The sequence below is a fragment of the Luteimonas granuli genome, from assembly GCF_007795095.1.
Lineage (GTDB): Bacteria > Pseudomonadota > Gammaproteobacteria > Xanthomonadales > Xanthomonadaceae > Luteimonas > Luteimonas granuli.
This window is the reverse complement of the sequence record NZ_CP042218.1, coordinates 283,203-308,512: the sequence shown is the minus strand read 5'-3', so window position 1 is coordinate 308,512 and position 25,310 is coordinate 283,203. Positions and strand designations below refer to the sequence as shown.

22 protein-coding genes and 1 pseudogene are annotated in these 25,310 nt (G+C 70.8%); 11 read left to right on the top strand and 12 right to left on the bottom strand.

Annotation, left to right across the window (positions count from 1 at the left end):
• Positions 1–14: 14 nt before the first annotated feature.
• Entirely contained in the window at positions 15–3,278 is a 3,264-nt protein-coding gene (locus FPZ22_RS01395; RefSeq protein WP_144889589.1) for an Rne/Rng family ribonuclease, read from the bottom strand.
• Between the two features lie 444 nt (positions 3,279–3,722).
• Between FPZ22_RS01395 and FPZ22_RS01390 the strand changes: the two genes are divergently transcribed.
• On the top strand, positions 3,723–4,688 hold the full coding sequence (locus FPZ22_RS01390) for an RluA family pseudouridine synthase (protein WP_144889587.1): 966 nt from the start codon (positions 3,723–3,725) through the stop codon (positions 4,686–4,688).
• 12 nt (positions 4,689–4,700) lie between these two features.
• Here the strand turns inward: FPZ22_RS01390 and FPZ22_RS01385 are convergent, their stop codons facing one another.
• Positions 4,701–5,042 (bottom strand): 4a-hydroxytetrahydrobiopterin dehydratase, encoded by a 342-nt coding sequence (locus FPZ22_RS01385; protein ID WP_144889584.1) that lies wholly within the window; start codon positions 5,040–5,042, stop codon positions 4,701–4,703.
• 109 nt (positions 5,043–5,151) lie between these two features.
• Here FPZ22_RS01385 and FPZ22_RS01380 point away from each other — a divergent pair, with 109 nt between their 5' ends.
• Both FPZ22_RS01380 and FPZ22_RS01375 read left to right on the top strand, forming a co-directional pair.
• Positions 5,152–5,745 (top strand): NfuA family Fe-S biogenesis protein, encoded by a 594-nt coding sequence (locus tag FPZ22_RS01380; RefSeq protein ID WP_144889582.1) that lies wholly within the window; start codon positions 5,152–5,154, stop codon positions 5,743–5,745.
• Positions 5,746–6,352: 607 nt separating this feature from the next.
• The gene (locus tag FPZ22_RS01375; protein ID WP_144889580.1) at positions 6,353–7,459 is read left to right on the top strand and encodes a hypothetical protein; all 1,107 of its coding nucleotides are present in this window, start codon (positions 6,353–6,355) and stop codon (positions 7,457–7,459) included.
• 84 nt (positions 7,460–7,543) lie between these two features.
• Here the strand turns inward: FPZ22_RS01375 and FPZ22_RS01370 are convergent, their stop codons facing one another.
• Positions 7,544–7,972, bottom strand: coding sequence for a c-type cytochrome (locus FPZ22_RS01370; RefSeq protein ID WP_144889578.1), 429 nt, complete (start codon positions 7,970–7,972; stop codon positions 7,544–7,546).
• Between the two features lie 8 nt (positions 7,973–7,980).
• Positions 7,981–8,316: a c-type cytochrome gene (locus tag FPZ22_RS01365; RefSeq protein ID WP_144893820.1), complete on the bottom strand. Its 336-nt coding sequence runs from the start codon at positions 8,314–8,316 to the stop codon at positions 7,981–7,983.
• Positions 8,317–8,575: 259 nt separating this feature from the next.
• Here FPZ22_RS01365 and FPZ22_RS01360 point away from each other — a divergent pair, with 259 nt between their 5' ends.
• The 3 genes and pseudogenes from FPZ22_RS01360 to FPZ22_RS01350 all read left to right on the top strand — a co-directional run.
• Positions 8,576–9,724 (top strand): efflux RND transporter periplasmic adaptor subunit, encoded by a 1,149-nt coding sequence (locus FPZ22_RS01360; protein WP_144889576.1) that lies wholly within the window; start codon positions 8,576–8,578, stop codon positions 9,722–9,724.
• Positions 9,721–13,209, top strand: coding sequence for an efflux RND transporter permease subunit (locus FPZ22_RS01355; protein ID WP_144889574.1), 3,489 nt, complete (start codon positions 9,721–9,723; stop codon positions 13,207–13,209). Before FPZ22_RS01360 ends, FPZ22_RS01355 begins: the two co-directional genes overlap by 4 nt.
• A pseudogene (locus tag FPZ22_RS01350) lies at positions 13,206–16,277 on the top strand (efflux RND transporter permease subunit); the annotation flags it as partial. The gene FPZ22_RS01355 and the pseudogene FPZ22_RS01350, both read left to right, overlap by 4 nt.
• Before the next feature lie 106 nt (positions 16,278–16,383).
• On the opposite strand, the gene FPZ22_RS01345 reads toward FPZ22_RS01350, so the two are convergent.
• The 3 genes from FPZ22_RS01345 to FPZ22_RS14345 form a co-directional block, all read right to left on the bottom strand.
• Positions 16,384–17,607 carry a TraB/GumN family protein gene (locus FPZ22_RS01345; RefSeq protein ID WP_144889570.1) on the bottom strand — a complete coding sequence of 408 codons (1,224 nt, stop codon included), beginning with the start codon at positions 17,605–17,607 and terminating at the stop codon, positions 16,384–16,386.
• 100 nt (positions 17,608–17,707) lie between these two features.
• On the bottom strand, positions 17,708–17,923 hold the full coding sequence (locus tag FPZ22_RS14350; protein WP_425463010.1) for an alpha/beta fold hydrolase family protein: 216 nt from the start codon (positions 17,921–17,923) through the stop codon (positions 17,708–17,710).
• Positions 17,880–18,329, bottom strand: a complete 450-nt coding sequence (locus FPZ22_RS14345; protein ID WP_425463028.1) for a hypothetical protein — start codon at positions 18,327–18,329, stop codon at positions 17,880–17,882. The genes FPZ22_RS14350 and FPZ22_RS14345 overlap by 44 nt, the downstream gene beginning before the upstream one ends.
• Positions 18,330–18,356: 27 nt before the next feature.
• Between FPZ22_RS14345 and FPZ22_RS13885 the strand changes: the two genes are divergently transcribed.
• Positions 18,357–18,620 carry a hypothetical protein gene (locus FPZ22_RS13885; protein WP_246121119.1) on the top strand — a complete coding sequence of 88 codons (264 nt, stop codon included), beginning with the start codon at positions 18,357–18,359 and terminating at the stop codon, positions 18,618–18,620.
• Between the two features lie 37 nt (positions 18,621–18,657).
• On the opposite strand, the gene FPZ22_RS01335 is transcribed toward FPZ22_RS13885, so the two are convergent.
• The 5 genes from FPZ22_RS01335 to ykgO form a co-directional block, all read right to left on the bottom strand.
• A complete protein-coding gene (locus FPZ22_RS01335) occupies positions 18,658–19,257 on the bottom strand; it encodes a TetR/AcrR family transcriptional regulator (RefSeq protein WP_144889568.1) in 600 nt (199 codons plus the stop codon).
• 53 nt (positions 19,258–19,310) lie between these two features.
• Positions 19,311–20,195 carry a carbon-nitrogen hydrolase gene (locus FPZ22_RS01330; RefSeq protein WP_144889566.1) on the bottom strand — a complete coding sequence of 295 codons (885 nt, stop codon included), beginning with the start codon at positions 20,193–20,195 and terminating at the stop codon, positions 19,311–19,313.
• A gap of 63 nt (positions 20,196–20,258) precedes the next feature.
• Positions 20,259–21,290: an agmatine deiminase family protein gene (locus FPZ22_RS01325; RefSeq protein ID WP_144889564.1), complete on the bottom strand. Its 1,032-nt coding sequence runs from the start codon at positions 21,288–21,290 to the stop codon at positions 20,259–20,261.
• Positions 21,291–21,295: 5 nt separating this feature from the next.
• The gene (locus FPZ22_RS01320; RefSeq protein WP_144889562.1) at positions 21,296–21,622 is read right to left on the bottom strand and encodes a hypothetical protein; all 327 of its coding nucleotides are present in this window, start codon (positions 21,620–21,622) and stop codon (positions 21,296–21,298) included.
• 220 nt (positions 21,623–21,842) lie between these two features.
• Positions 21,843–21,968 carry a type B 50S ribosomal protein L36 gene (gene ykgO / locus FPZ22_RS01315; RefSeq protein ID WP_010342887.1) on the bottom strand — a complete coding sequence of 42 codons (126 nt, stop codon included), beginning with the start codon at positions 21,966–21,968 and terminating at the stop codon, positions 21,843–21,845.
• A gap of 131 nt (positions 21,969–22,099) precedes the next feature.
• Here ykgO and cmk point away from each other — a divergent pair, with 131 nt between their 5' ends.
• From cmk to FPZ22_RS01295, 4 genes are all read left to right on the top strand, one after another.
• On the top strand, positions 22,100–22,783 hold the full coding sequence (gene cmk, locus FPZ22_RS01310; RefSeq protein WP_144889560.1) for a (d)CMP kinase: 684 nt from the start codon (positions 22,100–22,102) through the stop codon (positions 22,781–22,783).
• A gap of 161 nt (positions 22,784–22,944) precedes the next feature.
• Complete coding sequence (gene rpsA / locus FPZ22_RS01305; protein ID WP_144889557.1) at positions 22,945–24,633, top strand: 30S ribosomal protein S1; 1,689 nt, start codon at positions 22,945–22,947, stop codon at positions 24,631–24,633.
• A 72-nt stretch (positions 24,634–24,705) separates the two neighbouring features.
• A complete protein-coding gene (locus tag FPZ22_RS01300) occupies positions 24,706–25,008 on the top strand; it encodes an integration host factor subunit beta (protein WP_144889555.1) in 303 nt (100 codons plus the stop codon).
• A gap of 46 nt (positions 25,009–25,054) precedes the next feature.
• The gene (locus tag FPZ22_RS01295) at positions 25,055–25,309 is read left to right on the top strand and encodes a lipopolysaccharide assembly protein LapA domain-containing protein (RefSeq protein WP_144889553.1); all 255 of its coding nucleotides are present in this window, start codon (positions 25,055–25,057) and stop codon (positions 25,307–25,309) included.
• Position 25,310: the final 1 nt, after the last annotated feature.

Genomic DNA, 25,310 nt, shown 5'->3' with positions numbered 1-25,310 from the left:
GGTGAGGCCCGCGATCAGGCGCCGGAGGGCGCCTGATCGTCGTCCTTGTGGTCGGTTCCTGCTTCCGCGTCGGCGGCTGCGTCGGCGGCCGCGTCGGCGGGCGTGCTGTCCACCTCGCCGGCATCCACTTCCGGGCCCGGCTGCTCGAGATTGTCGAACAGACCGCGCGGCTGCGGCGACGCAGGCTCGAACGGCGCTGCAGGCGCGGCAGATGCGATCGTGTGCCCGGAAACGGCCGGCTCCACGGGGAAGCCGACTGCCGCGGGTGATTCGGCGCCCGCAGCGGCGGACGACTCCTCGACCGGATCGATTCCGGGCTCGGCGGCCGACCCGGAGGCCGATTCGGCGGTCGGCTCGGAAGTGGGCTCGGAAGTGGGCTCGGAAGTCGGCTCGGAAGTGGGCTCGGAAGTCGGCTCGGGAGTCGGCTCGGTCGGCTCGGTCGGCTCGGCAGCTGTCGTCCTCACCGCCCCGGCGTCCGGCGCGAGCGCTGCCGTCGTGGCCTCACCCTGCGTTTCCGCAGGCGCGGCGACGGCGCTCTCTCCCTCGATGCCGGCAGCCGTCGGCGTCTGCCGTGCAGCACCTCCCGCCTTGGATGTTGTTGCGGATGCGGCCGCGACCGCGACCGCTGCCGGAGTCGCGGGCGGAACGGCCTGTGGGGCGACTGCCGGCGCGGCGGCGGGGGCATCGGCCACCCGCCGGGCGTCAGGCTGCGTGGTCACAGCGTCGTCCACGAAGTCGAATTCGGGCTGCGAGCTGTGCGCCACCGGGACGTCGGACGCCTCCCCGCCGGCATCCGCGGTGTTGTCGGCGTCCAGATCCAGGCTGCCGTCAGTGCTCGTGGCCTCTCCGGAGCCGCGACGGCGGCGACGGCCGCCGCGACGGCCGCGACGGCGCTTCTGCGTGCCTTCGCCGGATTCTTCTTCGGAAGCCGCAGGCGTGGCGCCGCTGGCCGCACCCGCCTGGAGGGCATCGGCGCCGGAATCGGCTGCCTCCGTGGCGGACGTCGCGGGCCCGGAAGCGGGACGCGAGACCTCGCCGGTGACAGCAGGGTCAGTGGACTGTGTCGGGATCGGCGATGCGTCCTTCGTGACCGCAGTCGTGGCGGTCGCGGCTGCCGCGACCGCGGCGGCTGCCGCGTCGGCAGCCACCTCCGGCTGCTTGCCGGCACGGCTGTCCGAAGGTGCCTGCGGCTGTTCGCCGCGGCGCTGCCGCTCCTGCCCCTGGCCACCGCGCTCGCCGGCGGTGCGTTCGCCGCGCTTCTCGCGCTGCGGCTTCTCGCGCGGCGGCTTCTGGGTCGCGCCCGGGGAGTCCTGGCTGCCCTGGGTGCCCTGGCTCTGGGCCGCCTGTCCCTGCTGACCGGTCGTTTTCTGCCTGCCGCCAGCCTGGACCTGCTGCTCGCCGCCGCCGCCACGGCGGCCGTCGCGGCGGCCCCCTTCGCGGCCGCCGTTGCGGCTGCCGCGGCCGTCGCGCTCCTGGCGCTGGCCGCGCTCGTCGCGACGCCGCCCGTCCGTCTTCGCGTCGCCCGGCTTCACGGCCTCCACGGCGGGCTGCCCGACGAACAGCGCCTTCAGCCAGCCGACGATGCCGCCGCTGGCGGGCGCCGCGACCGGCGCGAGGACGGGTGCCGGTGCCGGTGCCGGCGCGGGTGCCGCCTCCGGACGCGGTTCGCGCACGGGCGCGGGGCGCGCATGCTGGACCTTGGTGACCGCGGCCGCCGGCACGTTGAGGTTGGCCTTGGTCAGCGCGATGGTGGCGACCTTGCGTGGGGTGCCGCGGCGATAGCTCGGCTTCGAAGCTTCCTCGTCGAGCTCGTTGGCGCGCAGGCGGGTGACTTCGTAATGCGGCGTGTGCAGCTGCTCGTCGGCGACGATCACGATCGGCGCCTTGTGGCGGGTCTCGATCTCGCCCAGCGCGCTGCGCTTCTCGTTGAGCAGGTAGTTGGCGATCTCCACCGGGGCCTGCACGAGCACCTGCCCGGTGTTGTCCTTCATCGCGTGCTCTTCGGCCAGGCGGATGATCGCCAGCGCCAGCGACTCGACGCTGCGCATGCGGCCGTGGCCCTCGCAGCGCGGGCAGACGATCTGGCTGGATTCGCCCAGGCTCGCGCGCAGTCGCTGGCGGCTCATCTCCAGCAGCCCGAAGCGCGAGATGCGGCCCAGCTGCACGCGCGCGCGGTCGTACCTGAGTGCGCTCTGCAGGCGGTTCTCGACCTCGCGCTGGTGCTTGTTCGACGACATGTCGATGAAGTCGATCACCACCAGGCCGCCGAGGTCGCGCAGGCGCAGCTGGCGGGCCACTTCATCGGCCGCTTCCAGGTTGGTGTGGAACGCGGTTTCCTCGATGTCGCCGCCCTTGGTGGCGCGCGCCGAGTTGACGTCGACCGCGGTCAGGGCCTCGGTCTGGTCGATCACCAGCGCGCCGCCCGAGGGCAGGCGGATGGTGCGCTCGTAGGCGTTCTCGATCTGCGACTCGATCTGGAAGCGGTTGAACAGCGGGACGTCGTCGGTGTAGTGCTTGAGCTTGCGCAGGTTGTGCGGCATCACCTGTTCGACGAACTCGCGCGCCTCGGCGTACATCTCCGGGGTGTCGACCAGGATCTCGCCGATATCGGCCCGCATGTAGTCGCGCAGCGCGCGGATGATCAGGCGCGACTCCTGGTAGATCAGGAAGGGCGCGGGCTTGCTGAGCGCGGCCTCGGCCACGGCCTTCCAGACCGAGAGCAGGTAGTCGAGGTCCCACTGCAGCTCTTCGGCGTCCCGGCCGACGCCGGCGGTGCGGATGATCACGCCCATGTCGTCGGGGATCGTGAGCGAGTCCATCGCCTTCTTCAGCTCGGCGCGGTCCTCGCCCTCGATCCGGCGCGAGACGCCGCCGGCGGTGGGCGAGTTCGGCATCAGCACCATGTAGCGGCCGGCCAGCGAGATGAACGTGGTCAGGGCGGCGCCCTTGTTGCCACGCTCGTCCTTGTCCACCTGGACCACGACTTCCTGGCCCTCGCGCAGCAGTTCCTTGATGCCGGCCTTGTTGTGGTCGACGCCTGCGGCGAAGTAGTCGCGGGAGATTTCCTTCAGCGGCAGGAAGCCATGGCGGTCGGCGCCGTATTCGATGAAGGCCGCCTCGAGCGAGGGCTCGATGCGGATGATGCGGCCCTTGTAGATGTTGGACTTCTTCTGTTCCTTCGAGGGTTGCTCGATGTCGATGTCGTACAGGGTCTGGCCATCGACGATGGCGACGCGCAGCTCTTCAGCCTGCGTCGCATTGATCAGCATGCGCTTCATTGTTGCGTCCTCGCGCGCTCTCGCACGCGGAACGCCGGGGCGTTTCGCCTGGATGTGGCCTGCCGCCGGCGCGCGAGCGCCTGGCGGCGGTGGTTGCTTCCAGCGCTGCACACCACGGCGGACCGCGGGAGCGCTTGTTCCGTGTCTCGGTTGTTTCGGGCCGGCAGTCGCACGGAGAGCCCTCGAAAGGACCCGCCTGTGCGCCGCGCGGGACATGTTCAGCGCCGGTGCCATGGCACCGGGCGATCACAGGGCCTGCCGTCCAGCCGCTAACATGTCTGCCCCGGGGGCAGTGGCCGCGCTCTGGAGGGACCCGCGGAGGGCCGGCTTTTGGCCGGGGAACTTCCAGCGAAATCAGGACCTTGGCTCGCCCGCCGAGTGTAGCAGAAAAGAATTTGGCCCGGATGCGTCCGTCGCACCGGCCACAGCCCCCAGGAGTGCCGCGTGAACGAACCAGGAAAGAACCCCGCAGGCGGCGGCGTACGCCTGGTCCGCATCGCCGAAGACCGGGACGGCCAGCGCCTCGACAATTTCCTGCTCGGCTACCTGAAGGGTGCGCCGCGTTCGCTGGTCTACAAGATCGTGCGCAGCGGCCAGGTCCGGGTGAACGGGGGCCGGGTGCGCGCCGACCGCCGGCTGGAAGGCGGGGACGAGGTGCGTATCCCGCCGGTGAAGATCGAGGATCCGGCGGCGAAGGGCCTCCCGTCGCCGGGCCTGATGGAGGCCATGGCCGCCAGCGTCGTGTTCGAGGACGCGCGGCTGCTCGCCATCAACAAGCCTTCGGGCATCGCCAGCCACGGCGGCAGCGGGATCAGCTTCGGGGTGATCGAGACCCTGCGCGCGCTGCGGCCCAACCAGGAGCTGGAGCTGGTGCACCGCCTCGACCGCGACACCTCGGGCCTGATGGTGGTGGCCAAGAAGCGCTCGGCGCTCTCGGAGCTGCAGGCGCTGATGCGCGAGGACGGCGGGGCCGGGCTGCGCAAGCGCTACCTCGCGCTGCTGCTGGGCCGGATGCCCGACGGCGTGATGACCGTGCAGGCCCCGCTGCACGTGGGCCTGCGCCAGGGCGGCGAGCGCCATGTGCAGGTCGATCCGGGGGGCAAGCCGTCCACCAGCCATTTCCGCGTGCTCGAGCGGCGCGGCGGGCATTCGTACTGCGAAGTGCGGATCGAGACCGGCCGCACCCACCAGATCCGCGTCCATGCGCGGCACATCGGCCACGCGGTGGCGGGCGACGACAAGTACGGGGATGCAGAGGCCAACCGCCGGCTGCGCGACAAGGTCGGGCTGCGCCGTCTGTTCCTGCACGCCGCGTCGCTGGAATTCGCGCTCGACGCCGGGCGCACGCCTTACGTGCTCAATGCGCCGCTGGCGCCGGAACTCGTCGACGCGCTGGACCGGCTCGGCTGAAGGTCCGCGCCGTCAGGACGCCAGTTCGTCGGTGCGCGCGGCGCAGATGAAGTCGTTCTCGCTCAGCCCGCCGACGTCGTGCGTGGACCAGCGCACCTCGCAGCGGTCGTAGTGCACGCCGAGATCGGGATGGTGATCCTCCCGGTTGGCCATGTGCGCGAGCGCGTTCACGAACGACATGGTGTGCCGGTAGTCCGGAAAGCGGAATGTGCGCACCAGGGCCTTGCCCTCTTCTGCCAGGGTCCAGTCCGGCACCTCCGGCAGCAGCTCGCGCACGCGCGCTTCGGGCAGTCTGTGTTCCGAGCCCCGGCGCGGCAGGCAGTGGGCGCGGGCGAGGGGGATGAGGTCGGACATGGTCGGCTCCTGGTCTGGGCGCATCGGCGGCCTGAACGCTGCGTGTCGTCCGCAGTGGCGCCGGGGGCCATCGCCGGCAAAGGCGGGCGGGATGGATAGAATACCCGCCATGATCCAGATCTCCGATTCCGCCCAGGCCCATTTCCGCAAACTGGTCGAACGCGAGGCCGTGCCCGGCATGGGCGTGCGCCTCGCGGCGACGCGCGCCGGCACCCCGCAGGCAGACGTGCGCCTCGAGTTCGCCGCGCCCGATGAGCTGCGCGGCGATGAATGGGCCGTGGACTGCCAGGGTTTCACGCTCTGGCTCGACGCCGAGAGCGTGCCTTTCCTCGAGGGCGCGGAAATCGATTACGCGGCCGCCGCCACCGGCGGCCAGCTGCAGATCCGTGCACCGCGCATCAAGGGCGTGCGCCCGGATGACGAGGCGTCGCTCGTCGAGCGCGTGCGCTGGACCATCGAGCACGTGGTCAATCCGCAGCTCGCCTCGCACGGCGGCCACGTCGCGGTGCAGGAGGTCAGCGCAGACGGCGTGGTGGTGCTGCGCTTCGGCGGCGGCTGCCACGGCTGCGGCATGGCCGACGTCACCCTCAAGCAGGGCATCGAGAAGACCCTGCTCGAACAGGTGCCGGGCGTGACCGCGGTGCGGGACGCCACCGACCACGACACCGGTTCGGCGCCCTATATCCCGCGCGCGTCGGCCTGACCGCACGGCGCGCTTCGACCGCGACGGATGTTCTCTTCCGCCGACCTGATCGAAGCACTGCACCGGCGGAGGCGGCGTTCGATCCGCCCGCTGCCGCCTCCGGGCGAGTTTCCGCCGGGCTGGCGGGACTGGTTCGCGGCCATGGCGGCGCGCCCGGGCGGGGTGGCAGGCGCGACTGCCGCGGAACTGGTCGCGGCCGCCGGTGCGCGCATGCCGCCGCCACCCGCGGGCATCGTCGCGGAGCTGGGCCGCTGGCGCGCGTTCGTCCTCCTCTGGCGCCAGGGGGGCAGCCGGCCAGCAGCGACGAACGCTGGGCGCGCATCGCGGCCACGTCCGGCAGCCTGCTGCTGCACCTGCTGTTCGCGGGGGCGATGGTGTGGTTGATGCTGCAACGCTTCCATTTCCCGGCTCCGCAGGCCGAGGCGCGGGACGGCGAGGAGCACGTGCTGCAGGTCGAGTACATCGGCGAGGGTACGCCCGCCGATGCGGGGGCGGCGCGCCCGGGGCGCCGGTGGAATCACCGCGGCCACCGGCCCCCGCGGCGCCGGCGACGCCCACGGCGAGTCCCGCGCCGGCGCCGGGGCCCGGGTTGGTGCCGGCGCCGCCGGTGGCTGTCGAAACTCCCGCCACGCCCGAGCGGCCCGTGGCGCTGCCGCCGTCCGTGCCCGAGCGCGAACTGGTCCTTGATCTCCCCGAGCCGGCGCCCGCGACCGTGCCGATGCCGGACGTGCTCCAGGTCACCGAAGTCGAGGTCCCGGACAGTCGCTTCGTCGTGCCGCCCCCGCGCGAACCCGCGTTGAAGGTGCCCGCATCCGCCGCGCCCGACGTTGCGGTGCAGCGACGCGCCATCGAGCTGCAGGACGCAGCCGCCGCCCGGGCGCCCGTCCGGACCGGAACCCGCGACGTCGAGGTGCCGGCGCCCCAGGTCGCGCCGCTGGACGTGGAGGTGGCGCCGCGACGAGTGGAACTGGCCGGATCCGGGGAGGTCGCGGTCCGGCCGGTGCGCAGCCCTCCGGTGATCGAAACCGGCGGGACCACCGCCGCGCCCCCGGTTCCCGAACGCGCGGTGCCGATGCCTCCGCCCCGGCCGCTGGCCGAGGGAAGGACGACAGCGCCGGCCGGATCGACGCCAGGCGGCCGCCCTGACGCCGGCGGCGGCGCGCGAAGCGCGGCCGCGGCTCCGGGGGCCAGCGAACGCCCGGGCCAGCCGCCAGGTGCGCTGCCCAGCACGCGCGCCGGCGACGACTGGGGCGATTCCACGCGCAACGCGCCCGGGCGTCAGGCCGGCACACCGGGCGCATCCGGTCTGTTCAACGCCGACGGCAGCCCGCGCCTGGCCGGCGGTGGCACGGTCGGCGGGGGCCTTCCGCCGGGGACGATCACCGAGGACTTCGAGAAGATCGATCGCCATGGCACCTGGCTCAAGCGGCCGCCGTACGACTACGAGCCGACCGCCTTCGACCGCTTCTGGATGCCTGGCGAAACCCTGCTGGAAGAATGGGTGCGGCGAAGCATTACCGAGGTCCGGATCCCGATCCCGGGGACCACCAAGACGATCCGCTGCGTCACCGTCGTGCTGGCGCTGGGCGGTGCCTGCGGCATCGTCGATCCCAACCTGCAGGAGCAGCCGCCGGGCGCGCGTCCGCCGCCGGACGTGCCGTTCAAGCCCGGTCTGCAGGAGGACCAGGACAGCCTTCGACCGCCGGGTGCCTGAGCGAGGGACGGATGGGTGTGCCGGGCCGGAAAGCACGAAGCCCGCGCGGGGCGGGCTTCGTGGCGTGGCCGGCGGGCGCGTGCCTCAGTTGATGCTGTGGGCGCCGTGCAGGTCGCGGATCAACGCCGGGCGCGACGCGAAGTACGCGGCGAGGTCGGCGATCTGCTGGTCGTCGAGGTCGCGCGCCTGGTTGGACATCAGCGCGTGGTCGCGCTCACCGCTGCGGTAGGACTGCAGCGACTGCGCGAGGTAGTCGCGATACTGGCCGCCGATCCTGGGGTAGGTCGGATCGAGGGGGGCGTTGCCGTCGGCGCCGTGGCAGTCGATGCAGGACTGGCCGGTGGCCGCGCCCTTGAGGTTGGCCCGGGCCTCGCCCTCGGCGATGCGCCCCTCGGGCAGTGCGTTCACGGTGGTCGCGCGTGCCACGCCGGGCTCGGTGGTCGAGCCGCCGCAGGCGGAGAGGAGGAGGCCGGCGCCAAGCGCCACGGCCAGGCCGAGTACGGAAGTCTTCATGGTGCGGCTCACAGCGTCAGGCCCGAGAGGAAGGCGGCGATGTCGGCGATGTCCTGGTCGGAGAAGCTCTGCGCCTGGACTTCCATGGTCGGATGCTTGCGCGTGCCGTTGCGGTACTCGGTGAGCGCGTTGACCAGGTATTCGCTCGACTGCCCGCCGATCTTGGGCACGTGGTAGTGCGGATAGGCGTTCTTGTAGCCTTCGATGCCGTGGCAGCCCACGCAGGTGTAGGTGAGTCCGCGACCCGTATCGGCGTTGCCGGTGATGGTCTGCTGGGCGGTTGCTGCGGGCGCGTGTGCTGCAAGGGCAAGCGCGAGGCAGGCGGCGATCGGCAACGGTCGCATCATGTCGTGTTCCGCGTCCTGTATCTGAATGGAAGGCTGGATGCCGGCGACTTTCTCCCCGTCGCGGACACCGCCGGAGTATAGCGACGGAGCGGGGCGCTGTTAACGGTCGCCCCGCCGGCCATCCGGCGGCCGTGGCGTGGACCCGGGCGTGGGCCCGGTCTGGCCACCCCTGCCCTTGGCATGCATGACCTTCGGCGGATTCATCGAGCTGGTCCGGTGATATACATTCCTACCACACCATTTTGGCCCCCTTCCCATGTCCGTACCCCGACCTGTTGTCCGACGTTCCATCGCCGGTTCCGCCCTTGTACTCCTTGCGGCCACGTTGCTGCTTGCCGGCTGTGGCAGCCGCGCGGACAACGGCGCCGCCAAGAAGGGCGACGAAGGCCCCCCGCCGGTCACCGTGGAGGCCGTGGCGGCGGAGCCGCGCCCCATGGCCGCCAGCTACGTCGGCACTGCCTCGCTCGAGGCGCGAGCGGAGTCGCAGGTGGTGGCCAAGACCTCGGGCGTCGCACTCGAGGTGCTGGTCGTCGAGGGCGAAGTGGTGCGCGCCGGCCAGGTGCTGGTACGCATCGACCCCGACCGCGCGCGGCTGAACCTCGCCCAGATCGACGCCCAGGTGAAGAAGCTCGAGGCCAACTACCGCCGCGCCAGCGAACTGGTGAAGCAGCAGATGGTCAGCGTGGGTGACCACGACCAGCTCCGCTACGACCTCGAGAACGCGCGCGCCGCCTGGCGCCTGGCGCAGCTCGAGCTGTCTTACACCAATGTCACCGCGCCGATCTCCGGGGTCGTCGCTTCGCGCTCGATCAAGGCCGGCAACTTCGTCCAGATCAACACCCCGATCATCCGCATCGTCGACAACTCGCGCCTGGAGGCCACGCTCAACGTGCCCGAGCGCGATCTGACCACGCTGCGCGAGGGATTGCCGGTGCGGATGCAGGTGGACGCGCTGCCCGGACGCACGTTCGAAGGCACGGTCGACCGCATCGCGCCGGTGGTCGACGCCGGCAGCGGCACCTTCCGCGTGGTCTGCGCCTTCGATCCCGACGGCGGTGCGGCGCAGCCCGGCGTGCTGCAGCCGGGCATGTTCGCGCGCATCCGCATCGACTACGACAGTCGCGCCGCGGCGCTGGCGATCCCGCGGGCCGCGCTGCTCGAGGACGACGGAGAGGCCGCCGTGTACGTGGTCCGCGACGGCACGGCGGTGCGCACCAGCATCACCACCGGCTATGTGGACGGCGGCTTCATCGAGGTTCGCGAAGGACTCGCGGAGGGCGACCGCGTGGTCACCGCCGGCAAGGCGGCGCTGCGCGAGGGCAGCGCGGTGCAGGTGATCGGCGACGCGCCCGCCGAGGTCGCGGATGCGGGGGCCGACGACAAGGCCGACGGTAGCCGGCAATGAGCGGCCGCCAGGGGGAAACGGGCGACGTGTTCCCGCACGGCGATGGCACCGTGCGCGCCGACGGCCTGGTGGGCTTCTCGGTGCGCCGCCGGGTGACGGTGGCGATGGTGACGGTCAGCCTGCTGCTGTTCGGCCTGATCGCGCTGGGCAACCTCAAGGTCAGCCTGCTGCCCGACATCAGCTATCCGACGCTGACCGTTCGCACCGAGTACACCGGCGCCGCGCCGCAGGAAATCGAGACCCTGGTCAGCGAGCCGGTCGAGGAGGCGCTGGGTGTGGTCAAGGGCGTGCGCAAACTGCGTTCGGTCTCGCGCACGGGCCAGAGCGACGTGGTGCTGGAGTTCGCCTGGGGCACGGACATGGACCAGGCCGGCCTGGAGGTGCGCGACAAGCTCGACACGCTCGCGCTGCCGCTGGAGGTCGCGCCGCCGGTGCTGCTGCGCTTCAATCCGTCCACCGAGCCGATCATGCGCCTGGCGCTGAGCGCGGAGGAGGGCGGGGGCGACGCGATCCGCCAGCTCACGCTGCTGCGCCGCTACGCCGACGACGACCTCAAGAAGAAACTGGAGCCGGTGACCGGCGTGGCCGCGGTCAAGGTCGGCGGCGGCCTCGAGGACGAGATCCACGTGGACCTCGACCTGCAGGCGCTGGCGCGCATCGGACTGTCGGGCGAGGCCGTGGTGCGGCGCCTGAAGGAAGAGAACATCAACCTGTCCGGCGGCCGTCTGGAGCAGGGCACGCAGCGCTACCTGGTGCGCACGGTCAACCAGTTCGGGAGCATCGACGACATCCGCGGCATGCTGGTGGCCACGCAGTCGGCGAGCGCGGGCGGCGGCGGTGCCGACGAGGTCGCGCGCATCGCGGCCGCGTCCGGTGACGCCTCGGTGCTGGCCGCGGCGATGTCGGCGCAGAGCGCGGCGGCGGCCTCCAACCGCGCCGTCGCCGATGGTCGCGCGGTGCGTCTGGGCGACGTCGCCGAGGTGCGCCAGGGCTACCGTGAGCGCGAGGCGATCATCCGCCTCGACGGGCGCGAGGCGGTGGAGCTCGCGATCTACAAGGAAGGGGACGCGAATACCGTCGCCACGGCCGACGCCGTCGAGGCGCGCCTGCAGCGCATCCGGAAGGAGCTGCCGCCGGGCGTGCGCCTGGACATGGTGGACGACCAGGCGCGCTTCATCCGCGCCGCGATCACCGACGTGCGCAACGACGCGCTGCTCGGCGGCACGCTGGCGATCCTGATCATCTTCCTGTTCCTGCGCAACGGCTGGAGCACCTTCGTGGTCGGCATCTCGCTGCCGGTCTCGATCGTCACCACCTTCTTCGTGATGGACCAGATCGGGCTGAGCCTCAACGTCATGTCGCTGGGCGGCCTGGCGCTGGCCACGGGCCTGGTCGTGGACGACTCGATCGTCGTGCTGGAGAGCATCGCCAAGGCGCGCGAGCGCGGGCTGGGCGTGCTCGACGCCGCGATCGCCGGCACCCGCGAGGTGGGAATGGCGGTGGTGGCATCGACGCTGACCATCATCGCGGTGTTCCTGCCGCTGGTGTTCGTCGAGGGCATCGCGGGCCAGCTGTTCCGCGACCAGGCCCTGACCATCGCGATCGCCGTCGGCATCTCGCTGGTGGTGGCGATGACCCTCATCCCGATGCTGAGCGCGCTGAAATCCCAGGCGCCGATGGCGTTCCCCGAGGAGCCCCCGCACCCGCGGTGGACGCCGCAATCGCGCTGGCAGAAGCCGTTCGCGTGGATCGCGCGGGGCGCCGGCGCCGCCGTTCGTGCGGTGGTGTTCGCGATCGCCTGGGTGGCGATCCGGGCCTGGCGCCTGCTCGCGGCGGTCGTCGGACGCCCGATGCGCGCTGCCAGCCGGCTGGCGATGGCGCCCTACGAGCGCGCCGAGCGCGGCTACCTGCGGCTGCTCCCCAACGCGCTGGCGCGGCCGGGCCTGGTGCTGGGCGTGGCCACGGCGGCCTTCGCCGCGAGCATGGCGATCGTGCCGACGCTCGGCACCGACCTGATCCCGCAGCTCGCGCAGGACCGCTTCGAGATGACCATGCGCCTGCCGCCGGGCACGCCGCTGCGCGAGACCGATGCGCTGATGCGCAGGGTGCAGCAGGCGCACATGGAGGACGACGGTGTCTCGGTGCTGTTCGGAGTCAGCGGCACCGGCACGCGCCTGGACGCGAACCCGACCGACAGCGGCGAGAACGTCGGCCGGCTTTCGATCGTGATGGAAGGCGGTGGCAGCGACGCGGTCGAGGCGCGGCTGACCGAGGGGCTGCGCGCCAGCATGGAAGTCGAACCGGGCGTGCAGGTCGATTTCAGCCGGCCGGCGCTCTTCAGCTTCTCCAGCCCGCTGGAGATCGAACTGCGCGGCTACGATCTGGACGCGCTTGCCGCGGCCGGCAACCGGCTGGCCGGACTGCTGCGCTCCAGCCCCAACTACGCCGACGTCAAGTCGACGGTGGAGCAGGGCGCACCGGAGGTCCGGATCCGGTTCGACCAGGAGCGCGCCGGTGCCATGGGTCTGACCACGCGCCAGATCGCCGACGCGGTGGTCAACTCGGTGCGCGGCGAGGTCGCCACCCGCTACGATTTCCGCGACCGCAAGATCGACGTCCTGGTGCGCGCGCGCGAGTCCGAGCGCGACTCGGTGCGCGCCATCCGCGACCTGATCGTGAACCCCGCCTCTGCGCGCCCGGTGCGGCTGTCGGCGGTCGCCGACGTGGTCGCCACCACCGGGCCGAGCGAGATCCACCGCGCCGACCTGGGCCGGGTGGCCGTGGTTTCGGCCAACCTGCGCGGGATCGACCTGGGTGCCGCCGTCGACGAGGTGCGGGCGCTGGTCGCGGCCAATCCGCTCGGGGTCGACATCGGCATGCACGTCGGCGGCCAGGGCGAGGAACTGGCCGAATCGATGTCCTCCCTGCTGTTCGCCTTCGGTCTGGCGATCTTCATGGTCTACCTGGTAATGGCCTCGCAGTTCGAGTCCCTGCTGCATCCCTTCGTGATCCTGTTCACCATCCCGCTGGCCATGGTCGGCGCCGTGCTGGGCCTGTTGCTGACCGGAAACACGATCTCGGTGGTGGTGTTCATCGGCCTGATCCTGATGGTCGGACTGGTGGTGAAGAACGCGATCATCCTGATCGACAAGGTCAACCAGCTGCGCGAGGCGGGCGTGGCCAAGCGCGAGGCGCTGGTCGAGGGCGCGCGCTCGCGCCTGCGGCCGATCGCGATGACCACGATCTCCACCCTGTTCGGCTTCATGCCGCTGGCGCTGGCCTTCGGCGAGGGTGCGGAGGTGCGCTCGCCGATGGCGATCACCGTGATCGGGGGACTGCTGGTCTCGACCCTGCTCACGCTGGTGGTGATCCCGGTGGTCTACGACCTGCTCGACCGCCGCGGCGATGCCTGGTACCTGGAGCGTGGCCGCCGGGCCCGGCTGGCCGCCGCCGGCGACCGTGACGGCGAGGGCCTGCCGGCATGACCGTCGCCGAGTTCAGCCTGCGGCGCCCCGTCACCACGGTGATGCTGTTCGTGTCGCTGGTCGTGGTGGGGCTGATCGCGGCGTTCCGGCTGCCCCTGGAGGCGCTGCCGGACGTCTCGGCGCCCTTCCTGTTCGTGCAACTCCCCTACGAGGGTTCGACGCCCGAGGAAGTGGAGCGCAACCTGCTGCGGCCGGCGGAGGAGGCGTTGGCCACGATGAGCGGCATCAAGCGCATGCGCGGCCAGGCCTCGGCCGACGGCGCGGGCGTGTTCCTCGAGTTCCGCGACTGGGAGCGCGACATCGCCATCACCGCGGCCGACGCGCGCGAGCGCCTGGACGCGATCCGCGACGAGCTGCCCGACGACTTCCGGCGCTACTTCGTGTTCAAGTGGTCGAGCAGCGACGAGGCCATCCTGCGCGTGCGCCTGGCCGGCAACGTCGACATGTCCTCCTCCTACGACCTGATCGATCGCCTGCTCAAGCGCCGGCTGGAGCGCGTGCCTGGCGTGGCGCGGGTCGAGATCAACGGCGCGCCGGCGAACGAGGTCGAGATCGCCATCGATCCCGATCGCCTCAACGCCCATGGCGTCGCCCTGAACACGCTGGCCGAGCGCCTGCGCACGGTCAACTTCTCGGTGTCGGCGGGCATGATCGAGGACGGCGGCATCCGCCTGAGGGTGCAGCCGCAGGGCGAGCTCTCGACGCTCGACGAGCTGCGCGGGCTGGTGATCGCTCCTTCGGGCCTGCGCGTGGGCGACATCGCCGAGGTCAGGATGAAGCCCCAGCGGATCAACTACGCACGCCGCCTGGACGGCCGGGCCGCGGTCGGCCTGGAGATCTTCAAGGAGCGCGATGCCAACCTCGTCGAGGTCTCCCGTGCCGTCCACGCGGAACTGGACGCGGCCAAGGGCGATCCGGGACTGGAAGGCGTCGAGTTCAAGATCCTGCAGGACATGGGCGAGCAGGTGACCAGCTCGCTGCTGGAGCTGGCGGAAGCGGGCGCGATCGGGCTGCTGCTGTCGATCGCGGTGCTGTTCTTCTTCCTGCGCCACTGGCCGTCGACGCTGATGGTGACCCTGGCGATCCCGATCTGTTTCATCATGACCCTGGGCTTCATGCACTTCTTCGGCGTCACGCTGAACGTGCTGAGCCTCATGGGCCTGCTGCTTGCGGTCGGCATGCTGGTCGACAACGCGGTGGTGGTGGTGGAAAGCATCTACCAGGAACGCGAGCGCGACCCCGGGAACCCGGTCAGGGCCTCGCTGGTGGGCACGAAGCACGTGGCCATCGCGCTGTCCGCCGGCACGCTCTGCCATTGCATCGTGTTCCTGCCCAACCTGCTGGGCGAGGTCAACAACATCAGCATTTTCATGGCCCAGCTCGCGATCACGATCTCGGTGTCGCTGCTGGCTTCGTGGCTGGTGGCGGTGAGCCTGATCCCGATGCTTTCGGCGCGCATGCGTACGCCGCCGGCCGTGGTCGAGAAGGGCGGCGTGATCCGCCGCATGCAGGACCGCTACGCGCGGCTGCTGCGCTGGACCCTGGAGAACCGCGGCTGGAGCGTGGCCGGAATCCTGCTGGTGATCACGGTGAGCCTGGTGCCTATGAAGGGCACCACCTTCGACATGTTCGGCGGCGGCGACGCCGGCGAGATCCAGCTCTACTACAAGTGGAAGGGCAGCTACACGCTGCCGCAGATGTCGGAGGAAGTCGTGCGCGTGGAGTCCTTCCTCGAGGAGAACCGCGAGCGCTTCCGCATCACGCAGATCTATTCGTACTTCAGCGAAGGCAATGACGCTGGAACCATGATCACCTTCGAGGAGGGAATCCCGGACCTGAAGCCGCTGTCCGAGGCGATCAGCAAGGACCTCCCGCGTTCGGCGCGCGCCGAGATCGGCGTCTCCGGCTCAGGGGGGCAGGGTGGCGGCGGTGGCGGCATGGGGCAGAACGTCAGCGTGCAGCTGGTGGGCGACAGTGCCGTGGTGCTTCGCGAACTGGCCGGCGACGTCGTGCCGATGCTGGAAGCGCGCCCGGAGCTGCGCGACGTCCGCGTGGACGAGGGCAGCAGCGGCGACGAGCTGGCGGTGCGGGTGGACCGGGAGCGCGCGGCCGCGTTCGGCTTCAGCGCCGAGCAGGTGTCGACCTTCGTCTCGATGGCGCTGCGCGGCACCCAGCTGCGGGAGTACCGCCGAGGCGATTCGGAAGTGCCGGTCTGGGTGCGCTTCAGCGGCGCCCAGCAGTACGGCCCGGCGGACGTCGCCGGCTTCATGGTCCGCTCGCCCGACGGGCGCCAGGTCCCTCTGTCGGCCATGGTGGACCTCGAAGTGTCGCCCTCGGCGACCCGGATCACGCGCCACGACCGGCAGACGGCCATCGGCATCCAGGCCAACCTCGAGGGCGAGGCGACGATGGAGCAGGCACGCAAGGCGATGGAGGAGGTGTTCGCCGCCGTGTCGCTGCCGGCCGGCTACGGCCACAGCTTCTCCGGCAGCGGCTTCGAAGAGGGGCAGCAGGCCATGCAGCAGATGCTGTTCAACTTCCTGCTGGCCCTGGTGATGATCTATGTCGTGATGGCGGCGGTGTTCGAGTCGCTGCTGTTCCCGTCTGCGATCATGAGCTGCGTGCTGTTCTCGATCCTCGGCGTGTTCTGGCTGTTCTGGCTTACCGGAACGACGTTCACGATCATGGCCTTCATCGGCATCCTGGTGCTGATGGGCGTCGTGGTGAACAACGGCATCGTGATGGTCGAGCACATCAACAACCTGCGCCGCCGCGGGCTGTCGCGCACCGACGCCCTGGTCGAGGGCAGCCGCGAGCGCCTGCGCCCGATCCTGATGACCATGGGTACGGCGATCCTGGCCATGGTCCCGATCTCGCTGAGCCAGACGGTGGTGCTGGGCGGCCTGGCCTACTCGCCGATGGCGCGCGCGGTAGCCGGCGGCCTGGCCTTCTCGACCGCGGTCAGCCTGCTGTTCCTGCCGACGATCTACGCCATGCTCGACGACCTGGCGCACGGCACGTCGCGGCTGCTGCGAAGGGCGCGTGCCCGCCGCGGCGAGGGCGTCCCGCCACCGCCTGACAAAGAAAACTGCAGGAGCGGCGACAGCCGCGATGACGCGCGATCCCGCAAGTGCGATCGCGGCTGTAGCCGCTCCCACAGGCACGCGGCGGCCCTCAGCCGAAGATCTTCCCCAGCATCCTCAGGCCGCCGGTCCACACGCCGATCGCGGTGCCGAGGCTGGTGAGGAAGAAATTGAGCAGCACCCGCGCCACGCGGTTGCGCCACCAGCCGCGGGCGCTGTTGACGTCGTCGCGCAGCGCCATGAAGTCGGCGTAGGTCGGTTTGCGCAGCCAGGCCTCGACCAGAGCGCTGACCGTGCCGGAGGCCAGCGCCGGATGCAGCGGCGTGAGCGGCGAGGCCACGAAGGCGGCAAGGATGCTCAGCGGATGCCCGCCGGCGATCGCGCAGCCCAGCGCCCCGAATCCGCCGGTGACCAGCACCCACTGCAGCATCAGGTCGGCACCGACGTCGACCCCGCCCCGCCAGAAGCCCCAGGCGAAGCCACCGACCACCACCGTGCCGATGATCAGCTCCATCCACGGCACGCGCGATTTCGGTTTCACCCGTTCGAGGGACTCGCGCACGTCGGCCGGCGCCTCGCGATCTTCGCGCAGGTGCGAGGCCAGGCCCTTCAGGTGGCCGGCTCCGACCACCGCCAGCACGTTGCGCGCGCCGGCGGGCGGCTCGCGCAGGCGCGCCGCCATGTAGCGGTCGCGCTCGGCGATGATCGCCTCGTAGAGTTCCGGCGTCTGGCCGGCGAACTCGGTGAAGCTCGCTTCCAGCACGTCGCCCTGCTTGAGCCGCTCGATCTCGTCGGCTCCGACCTCGTCGCTGGAGAGCAGCCCCATCAGCAGGCTGGCACTGACCCTCGCCCGGCCCCACCAGCCCAGGCGCTGCATGGCGCGACGGAAGGTCAGCCCGACGTCGCGGTCGATCAGCTGCAGCGGCAGCCCGGCCGCGGCGGCGTCGGCGGCCGCGGCCTTGAGCTCGGCGCCGGGCTCGACGCCCATCTGCTCGGCCAGCCGGCGCTGGTACGCGGCCAGCGCCAGGTTGGCCATGAACAGGGGCGTCTTGCCTTCGCGCAGGACCTTGACCAGGTCCAGGCGTCCGAGCGCGTCCGGGTCGGTCATGGCCTGCAGGCGCTGCTCGTCGAGTTCGACCGCGATCGCGTCGTAGCCCCCGCTGGCGATCGCCGCCTGCACCGCGTCGACGCTGGCGCGCGAGACGTGGGCGGTGCCGAGCAGCGTGTAGCGCACGCCGTCGCGTTCGACGATGGCGTGGGGTTGGCCTGCGAGGTGTTCGTGACTTGCGGGGGCGGGGACCTGTGGGGTCGTCATCTGTTCGTTGCGCGCGGGGACGGGATCGCCACGGCTGCGCCACGACGGTGGCGCAGGATAGTCGCTCGCCGACCCCGCGGCAAAAGTCCGCGCCGTGGCCTCAGGCGATGCCGAACGGCAGCTCCCGGGTCGACACCACGCGTTCGCCGACCGCTTCGCCGCGCAGGAAGCGCAACACCGCCGCGATCACCGCCTCGTCCTGGGCGATGCGGTTGTGCCCCAGCCCGACCGTGCTCAGCAGGCGCGAGTCCGGCCAGAAGCGTGCATACCGCTCACCTTCCTCCCAGGGCACCTCGCGGTCTTCCAGGTCGTGCACGATCAGCGCCGGACGCGCGATCCGCGGCGCGTTGTGCTGCGCCTGCATGCGCGAGAAGCACACGCCGAGCCTGGCCTCGAACCTCGTGAGCATCCGTCCGCACAGCCACAGCGGCAGGCCGACCATGCGGGCGAAGCGTTCGATCGCGGCCGCCGGATCGGCCGCCGGCGCAATCAGGACCGCTCGCTCGGCCGCCAGGCCACGGGCCATGGCCGCCGCCGCTGCCGCGCCCCCCCAGCGAGTGCCCGACCAGCGCCGCCGCGGGCCCGAACGCCGCCGCCACCCGCGACAGCGCAACGATGAACTCCGGCAGGTTGGTGCGTTGGCCGCAGGTGCGCCCGTGTGCGGGCTGATCGAAGGCCACCACTGCGTAGCCGGCCGCGCGCAGGTGTGGGACCCAGGGCAGGAAGCGGGTGCCGTGGCTGGACCAGCCATGCGCGAACAGGACGTAGGGTCGGGTGCGCGGGTCGCCCCAGACATAGGTGTGGATGCGCCGGCCATCGAGCTCCAGCCGGTCTTCCTGCGCCTGTCCGGTCGGGGCCTGGACAGCGCGCTGGCGCGAACCGGGTCGTGGCGTGCAGAACAGGTCGCTGGCGCGTTCGAGGGTCCGCTCGGGGCTGACCATGCTGCCAAGGCGGAACAAGAGGCGGAGCAGGGTCAATCCAGCATTGAAACGAACGGTCGTGCTATTTTTTGACCGGGTTGTAGCCATGGCGGGCACCTGTGGTCGTGGGTCAGGGGGCGTGCGCCGAGAACCAGCGCTCGACGGCGGCAAGGCCCTGGCGCTGCGCGGCGTCGAAGCCGTAGAGGCCGGCGTCGTGGTGCACGGCCAGCGCAAGGGCGTACAGCTCGAAGGCGTACAGGCCACTGTCGCCGGCGCGCAGGTGCCCGGCGTCGACCGCCTGTTCAATCGCGCGTCGCAGCTCCGCGCGCCAGCGCCGGTCGTTGGCCAGCACGCGGTCCCGCACGGAGCCCTCGCGGTCGTCGAATTCGATCGCGGCGCCCAGCAGCACGCAGCCACCGGCATCGCTTCGCACCTGGTCGAACCAGTTGTGCATGATCGCGCGCAGCCGCGGAAGGCCGCGCGCCTGGGCGAGCGCGGGTATCAGGACGGCGGTACCGAAGCGCTCCGCGGCGCATTCCAGCACCGCGAGCTGCAGGCCTTCACGGGAACCGAAGTGGGCGAACACGCCGCTCTTGGACATGCCCACCGCCTGCGCCAGCGGTGCGATCGACAGGCCTTCCAGCCCGTCGGCGCGGGCGATCTCGTACGCCCGGTCGAGGATGGCTTCGTGGGTCGCGGCGCCCTTGGCGGTGACGGTCGGACTGGACATGGTCGGAAAATAGCACGACCGTTCGATCCGTTCCGACCGTTCGTCAGCTGGGCTCAGTCGCGATAGCGCCTCAACAGGTCGCCGTAGGCATCGATCCGCCGGTCGCGCAGGAACGGCCAGATCCGGCGCACGTGCTCGCTGCGGCCCAGGTCGACTTCGCAGGTCAGTACGGTGGCGTCGCCGCCGGCTTCGGCGAGGAACTCGCCCTGCGGCCCGAGCACGTGGCTGTTGCCCCAGAAGTCGATGCCCGAGGCGCCCAGGGGCGAGGGCTCGTGGCCGACGCGGTTGCAGCTGAGCACGGGCAGGCCGTTGGCGACGGCGTGGCCGCGGTGGCTCAGGATCCAGGCGTCGCGCTGGCGGTCCTTCTCGGCCTGGTCGTCGTCCGGATCCCAGCCGATGGCGGTCGGGTAGAGCAGCATCTCGGCGCCGGCCAGGGCCATCAGCCGCGCCGCCTCCGGATACCACTGGTCCCAGCACACCAGCACGCCGAGGCGACCGACCGAGGTGTCGATCGGCTCGAAGCCCAGGTCGCCGGGAGTGAAGTAGAACTTCTCGTAGAAGCCCGGGTCGTCGGGGATGTGCATCTTGCGGTACCTGCCGGCGGTCGAGCCGTCGGCGTCGAAGACCACGGCGGTGTTGTGGTACAGGCCCGTGGCGCGCTTCTCGAACAGCGAGCTGACCAGGACCACGCCGTGCTGCTTCGCCAGTGCTCCCAGGCGCTCCGTGCTCGGCCCGGGGATGGTCTCGGCCAGGTCGAACTCGTCCACGCATTCGTGCTGGCAGAAGTAGGCGCCGTTGTGCAGCTCCTGCAGCAGGACCAGCTTCGCGCCCTGGCGCGCGGCCTCGGCCACGCGGGCCTCGATCACCTCGAGGTTCTCCGCGGCGCTGCCGTGGTTGCGCTCCTGGACGAGCGCGACGGGAAGGGTCTTCTTGGTCATGGCAGGGCCCCCTGTGGCGGCGATGCAAGTGAGCCGGCCATTGTAGGCCGCTCGCGCTGTCCTTCAGATGAGCCCTTCGGGCAGCTGCATGGAGATGCAGTGCAGGCTGCCGTTCTGCCAGATCAGCGCGCGGCAGGGCACCTGAACGATCTCGCGGCCCGGATGGGCTTCGGCCAGCACGGCGGCGGCCGCGTCGTCGGCCGGATCGTCGTAGGAGGGCATCAGCACCGCATGGTTGATGACGAGATAGTTGGCGTAGCTCGCGGCCAGCCGACGGCCTCCATCGAGGATCGGCTCCGGCCAGGGCAGGGGGAACAGCCGGTAGGGCCGGCCATCCGTCGTGCGGAGCGCCGCGATCTCGGCCGCCATCGCCGCCAGTTCGGCGTGGTGCGGGTCGGCCGGGTCGTCGCAGGCCTGGAAGACGATGGCGTCCCCGGGAGCGAAGCGGGCGAGGGTGTCGACGTGGGCGTCGGTATCGTCGCCCTGCAGGTAGCCGTGCTCCAGCCACAGCACGCGGTCCTGGAGCAGCCAGCCGCGCAGCCGCCGGTCGAGCTCCTCCCGGGCAACGCCCGGGTGGCGTTCGCGAAGGCAGCGCCAGGTGGTCAGCAGGCTGCCCTGGCCATCGGTTTCGATGGCACCGCCTTCCAGCGCAAAATCAATGGATTGCAATGAACTCTTGAGGAAAGTTCCAGCGTCATGCAGGCGCTGGACCAGCAGGTCGTCCTCGCCGGCTTCGAACTTCCCTCCCCAGCCGGTGAACCGGAAGTCCAGCAGTTCGAAGCCGCCGTCCCCGGCCAGCGTGATCGGGCCGGTGTCGCGCAGCCAGGTGTCGTCGTAGGGCAGGGTGATGAAGCCGACCCGCGCCATGTCGATCCGGTTCGAGGCCAGGCGCGCGCGCGCGTAGGCCTCGACGTCGTCGTCGGCGACGCAGACGAGCACGCGCTGGAAGCGGGTGATGGCCGCGACGTGGGCGATGTAGGTCTCTTCGACCTCGTCCAGGCGCTCCGCCCAGTCGGTGCCGGCGTGCGGCCACGCCAGCAGGATCGCGGACTGTGGTTCCCACTCCGCGGGGAATCGCAGGTTCTGCAGGGTCATCGTTCTCAGCGGATCGGCGGCTTCGGGCCGGTCTCGCCCGGCGAGGCCTGGTGGGCGACCGCGTCGATCACGCGGCTGTTCTCGAAGTAGACGGTGAACGCGGGATAGACCCAGCGGTGGATGGTCGGCCACTGGCGCTTCTGGCCGCCGCGCGGATCCAGGCGCTCGGAGGGGGCGCCGAAGCGGGCCTCGACCTCGGACATGGACAGGCCGCGCGCGGGCATCGCCATGCCCGCCTCCTGCTGGACGCGGTCGATGAGCAGCGTATCGGCGCTGGTGCCTCCCGCGGCGGCGAGCAGGGCGGCGGCGGTCAGTGCAAGGAACGGACGCATCGTGGTCTCCCCGGGTCGCTGCAGGGGTGCAGCCGCAGCGTTTTAACAGATCGCGCCCGCAGCGGCGCGCGAGGCGCGCGGAACCGGGTGCGCCGTCACGCGGTGGCGGCCGGACGCCGGAACGCGGAAGGCCGCATCGCTGCGGCCTTCCGACGGCTTCGCGGCGGTTCCCCGGGGGCTGCCGCGTGCGTCGCACGCGCAACCTTCCGGGCTGCCGGACTCAGCGCTGGCGCGCCTTGAAGCGCGGGTTGGACTTGCAGATCACGAAGACCTTGCCACGGCGACGGACGACCTTGCAGTCGCGGTGACGGGCCTTCGCCGACTTCAGGGAGGACAGGACCTTCATGACAGACCTCGAGAAAGGGTTGGGGCAAACAAGCCGGCAATTCTAGCGGGCGAATCCTCTCCGGATCAAGTGTTTGCATGGGCCTGCGGGCGGCGGCGGGCTAGAATGCACGCCCCGCCGCGGAGCCCGCCATGACCGAAGCCGCCATCCCCGTATTGACCATCGACGGCCCCTCCGGCTCTGGCAAGGGAACCATCAGCCGCGCGGTGGCGCGCCACCTGGGCTGGCATTACCTGGACTCCGGAGCCCTGTACCGCGCGGTGGGCGTGGCCGCGGGCTGGGCCGGCATCGACCTCGACGACGCCGGTGCCCTGGTGCGCTGCGCCTTCGACACCGGGATCGGCTTCCGCGACGACGATGACGGCGAGCCGCGGGTGCTGGTCAATGGCCATGATGCCACCGACGAACTGCGCACCGAGACCGCCGGCGCCGCCGCTTCGGCCATTGCGGCCATTCCGGAGGTGCGCGCGGCGCTGAAGGATCGCCAGCGGGCCTTCCGGCGGGCTCCGGGCCTGGTGGCCGATGGCCGCGACATGGGGACGGTGATCTTTCCGGACGCGGAGACGAAGGTCTTCCTCACCGCAAGCGCCGAGGAGCGCGCGGAGAGGCGCTATAAACAGTTGAGGGACAAGGGAGTTTCCGTTACATTGGCCGGTCTGCTGCGGGAGATTCTCGCCCGCGACGCGCGCGACGCCAGCCGCGCGGTGGCGCCCCTGCGGCCGGCCGACGAGGCCGTCCGCATCGACACCACCGGCCAGGGCATCGACGACGTGGTCGCGCGCGTCCTGGCCCTGGTGCCCGGCCGCGCGGCCTGAGGCCCGGCAGCAGATGGCCCCGCGTGGCGCAAGCCGCGCGGATTCTTCCTTTCCAGCCAGCACTCACGGCAAGGCGCAATCCCGCGCACGCCGACAACGGGTGGACCGGATCCCCCGCGCGCCGCGCGGCCCGGTCTGTTTCATCAACCGAGTAACTTCACATGACCGAATCATTCGCAGAACTGTTCGAACAGAGCCAGGCCGACCTCGCCAAGCTCAAGCCCGGCGCGATCGTCACCGGCACCGTGGTCCAGGTGCGCACCGACGTGGTCGTCATCAACGCCGGCCTCAAGTCCGAGGGCATCGTGCCCATCGAACAGTTCCGTAACGACGCCGGCGAGATCGACGTCGCCGAGGGCGACGTCGTCAAGGTCGCGCTCGACTCGCTCGAGAACGGCTTCGGCGAGACCGTGCTGTCGCGCGAGAAGGCCAAGCGCGCCATGGTGTGGGACGAACTCGAGGAAGCCCTCGAGAAGAACGAGACCGTCACCGGTCGCATCAGCGGCAAGGTCAAGGGCGGTTTCACCGTCGACATCAAGGACGTCCGCGCCTTCCTGCCGGGCTCGCTGGTCGACGTGCGCCCGGTGCGCGACCCGGTGTACCTGGAAGGCAAGGAGCTGGAATTCAAGCTCATCAAGCTGGACCGCAAGCGCAACAACGTGGTCGTCTCCCGCCGCGCGGTGGTCGAGAGCGAGCACTCGGAAGAGCGCGAGCAGCTGATGGAGAAGCTGGTCGAGGGCGCGGTGCTCAAGGGCGTGGTCAAGAACCTCACCGACTACGGTGCGTTCGTGGACCTCGGCGGCATCGACGGTCTGCTGCACATCACCGACATGGCCTGGAAGCGCGTGCGCCATCCGTCCGAGGTGGTGGAAGTGGGCCAGGAGCTCGACGTCCGCGTGCTCAAGTACGACCGCGAGCGCAACCGCGTCAGCCTCGGCCTGAAGCAGCTGGGCGAGGATCCGTGGGACAACATCTCGCGCCGCTACCCGTCCAACACCCGCGTGTTCGGCAAGGTCTCCAACGTCACCGACTACGGCGCGTTCGTCGAGATCGAGCCGGGCGTCGAAGGCCTGGTGCACGTGTCCGAGATGGACTGGACCAACAAGAACGTCAACCCGCAGAAGGTCGTGCAGGTCGGCGACGAGATCGAGGTCATGGTGCTCGACGTGGACGAAGAGCGCCGCCGCATCTCGCTCGGCATCAAGCAGGTCACGTCCAATCCGTGGGAGACCTTCGCGGCCATCCACAAGAAGGGCGACAAGGTCGAGGGGCAGATCAAGTCGATCACCGACTTTGGCATCTTCATCGGCCTGGACGGCGGCATCGACGGCCTGATCCACCTGTCCGACATGAGCTGGAACACCAGCGGCGAGGACGTGGCCCGCGAACTGAAGAAGGGCGACACCCTGCAGGCCGTGGTGCTGGCGGTGGATCCGGAGCGCGAGCGCATCAGCCTGGGCGTCAAGCAGCTGGAACAGGATCCCTTCGGCCAGTTCATGGCCGCCAACCCGCGCGGCTCGAAGGTCACCGGCACGGTGAAGGAAGTCGATGCCAAGGGCGCGGTGATCGAGCTTGCCGACGGCGTCGAGGGCTATGTCATGGCCCGCGACATCGCCGACGAGCGCGTCGACGACGCCACCCAGCACCTGAAGGTCGGCGACTCGATCGAGGCCAAGTTCACGGGCATGGACCGCAAGGGCCGCACCCTGCAGCTGTCGATCAAGGCGAAGGACGAGGCCGAGGTGGCCGAGACCCTGGCCGAGTACAACCGTGCTTCGGCCGATGCCTCCAGCGGCACCACCAAGCTGGGTGCGCTGCTGCGCGAACAGCTGGACAGCAAGTCCGAGTAAGACCGCAGTATCCGGCGGCGGCCCGGCTGGGAGCCGGGCCGCCGGCCTGTTCAAGGGGGCGCCAGGGGGCACATGACCAAGTCCGAACTCATCGAGATCCTCGCCCAGCGCCAGGGCCACCTGAAGGCCGACGACGTCGACCTTGCGGTGAAGTCCCTCCTGGAGATGATGGGTGGCGCGCTGGCCAACGGCGAGCGCATCGAGGTCCGCGGCTTCGGCAGCTTCTCGCTGCACTACCGTCCGCCGCGCACGGGCCGCAATCCCAAGACCGGCGAGGCTGTCGCACTGCCGGGCAAGCACGTTCCCCATTTCAAGCCGGGCAAGGAATTGCGCGAACGCGTCTGCGACGTGATGCCGCTGCCCGCCGACGACTGAAGTCGTTGCTGACTGCGGGGCAGGCGCTCGGCTATGCTGGCCGCCCATGCGCCCGATCCGCATCCTCGTCGCCCTGCTGTGCCTCGTTGCGGGCGTGGCACTTGGCGCGCTGAATCCCCAGGTGGTGGAGGTCGACCTCGGTCTGGCGGTGTTCCGGCCCACGCTCGGCGTGGCCCTGCTGGCCACCCTGCTGTCCGGCGCCATCGCGGGCGGCCTGGCGATCATGGTCTCCGTGGTCCTGCCGCTGCGCCACCGCCGGCGCACGGGCGCCGACCGCTCCCATGCAACGGACGCGAACTGAA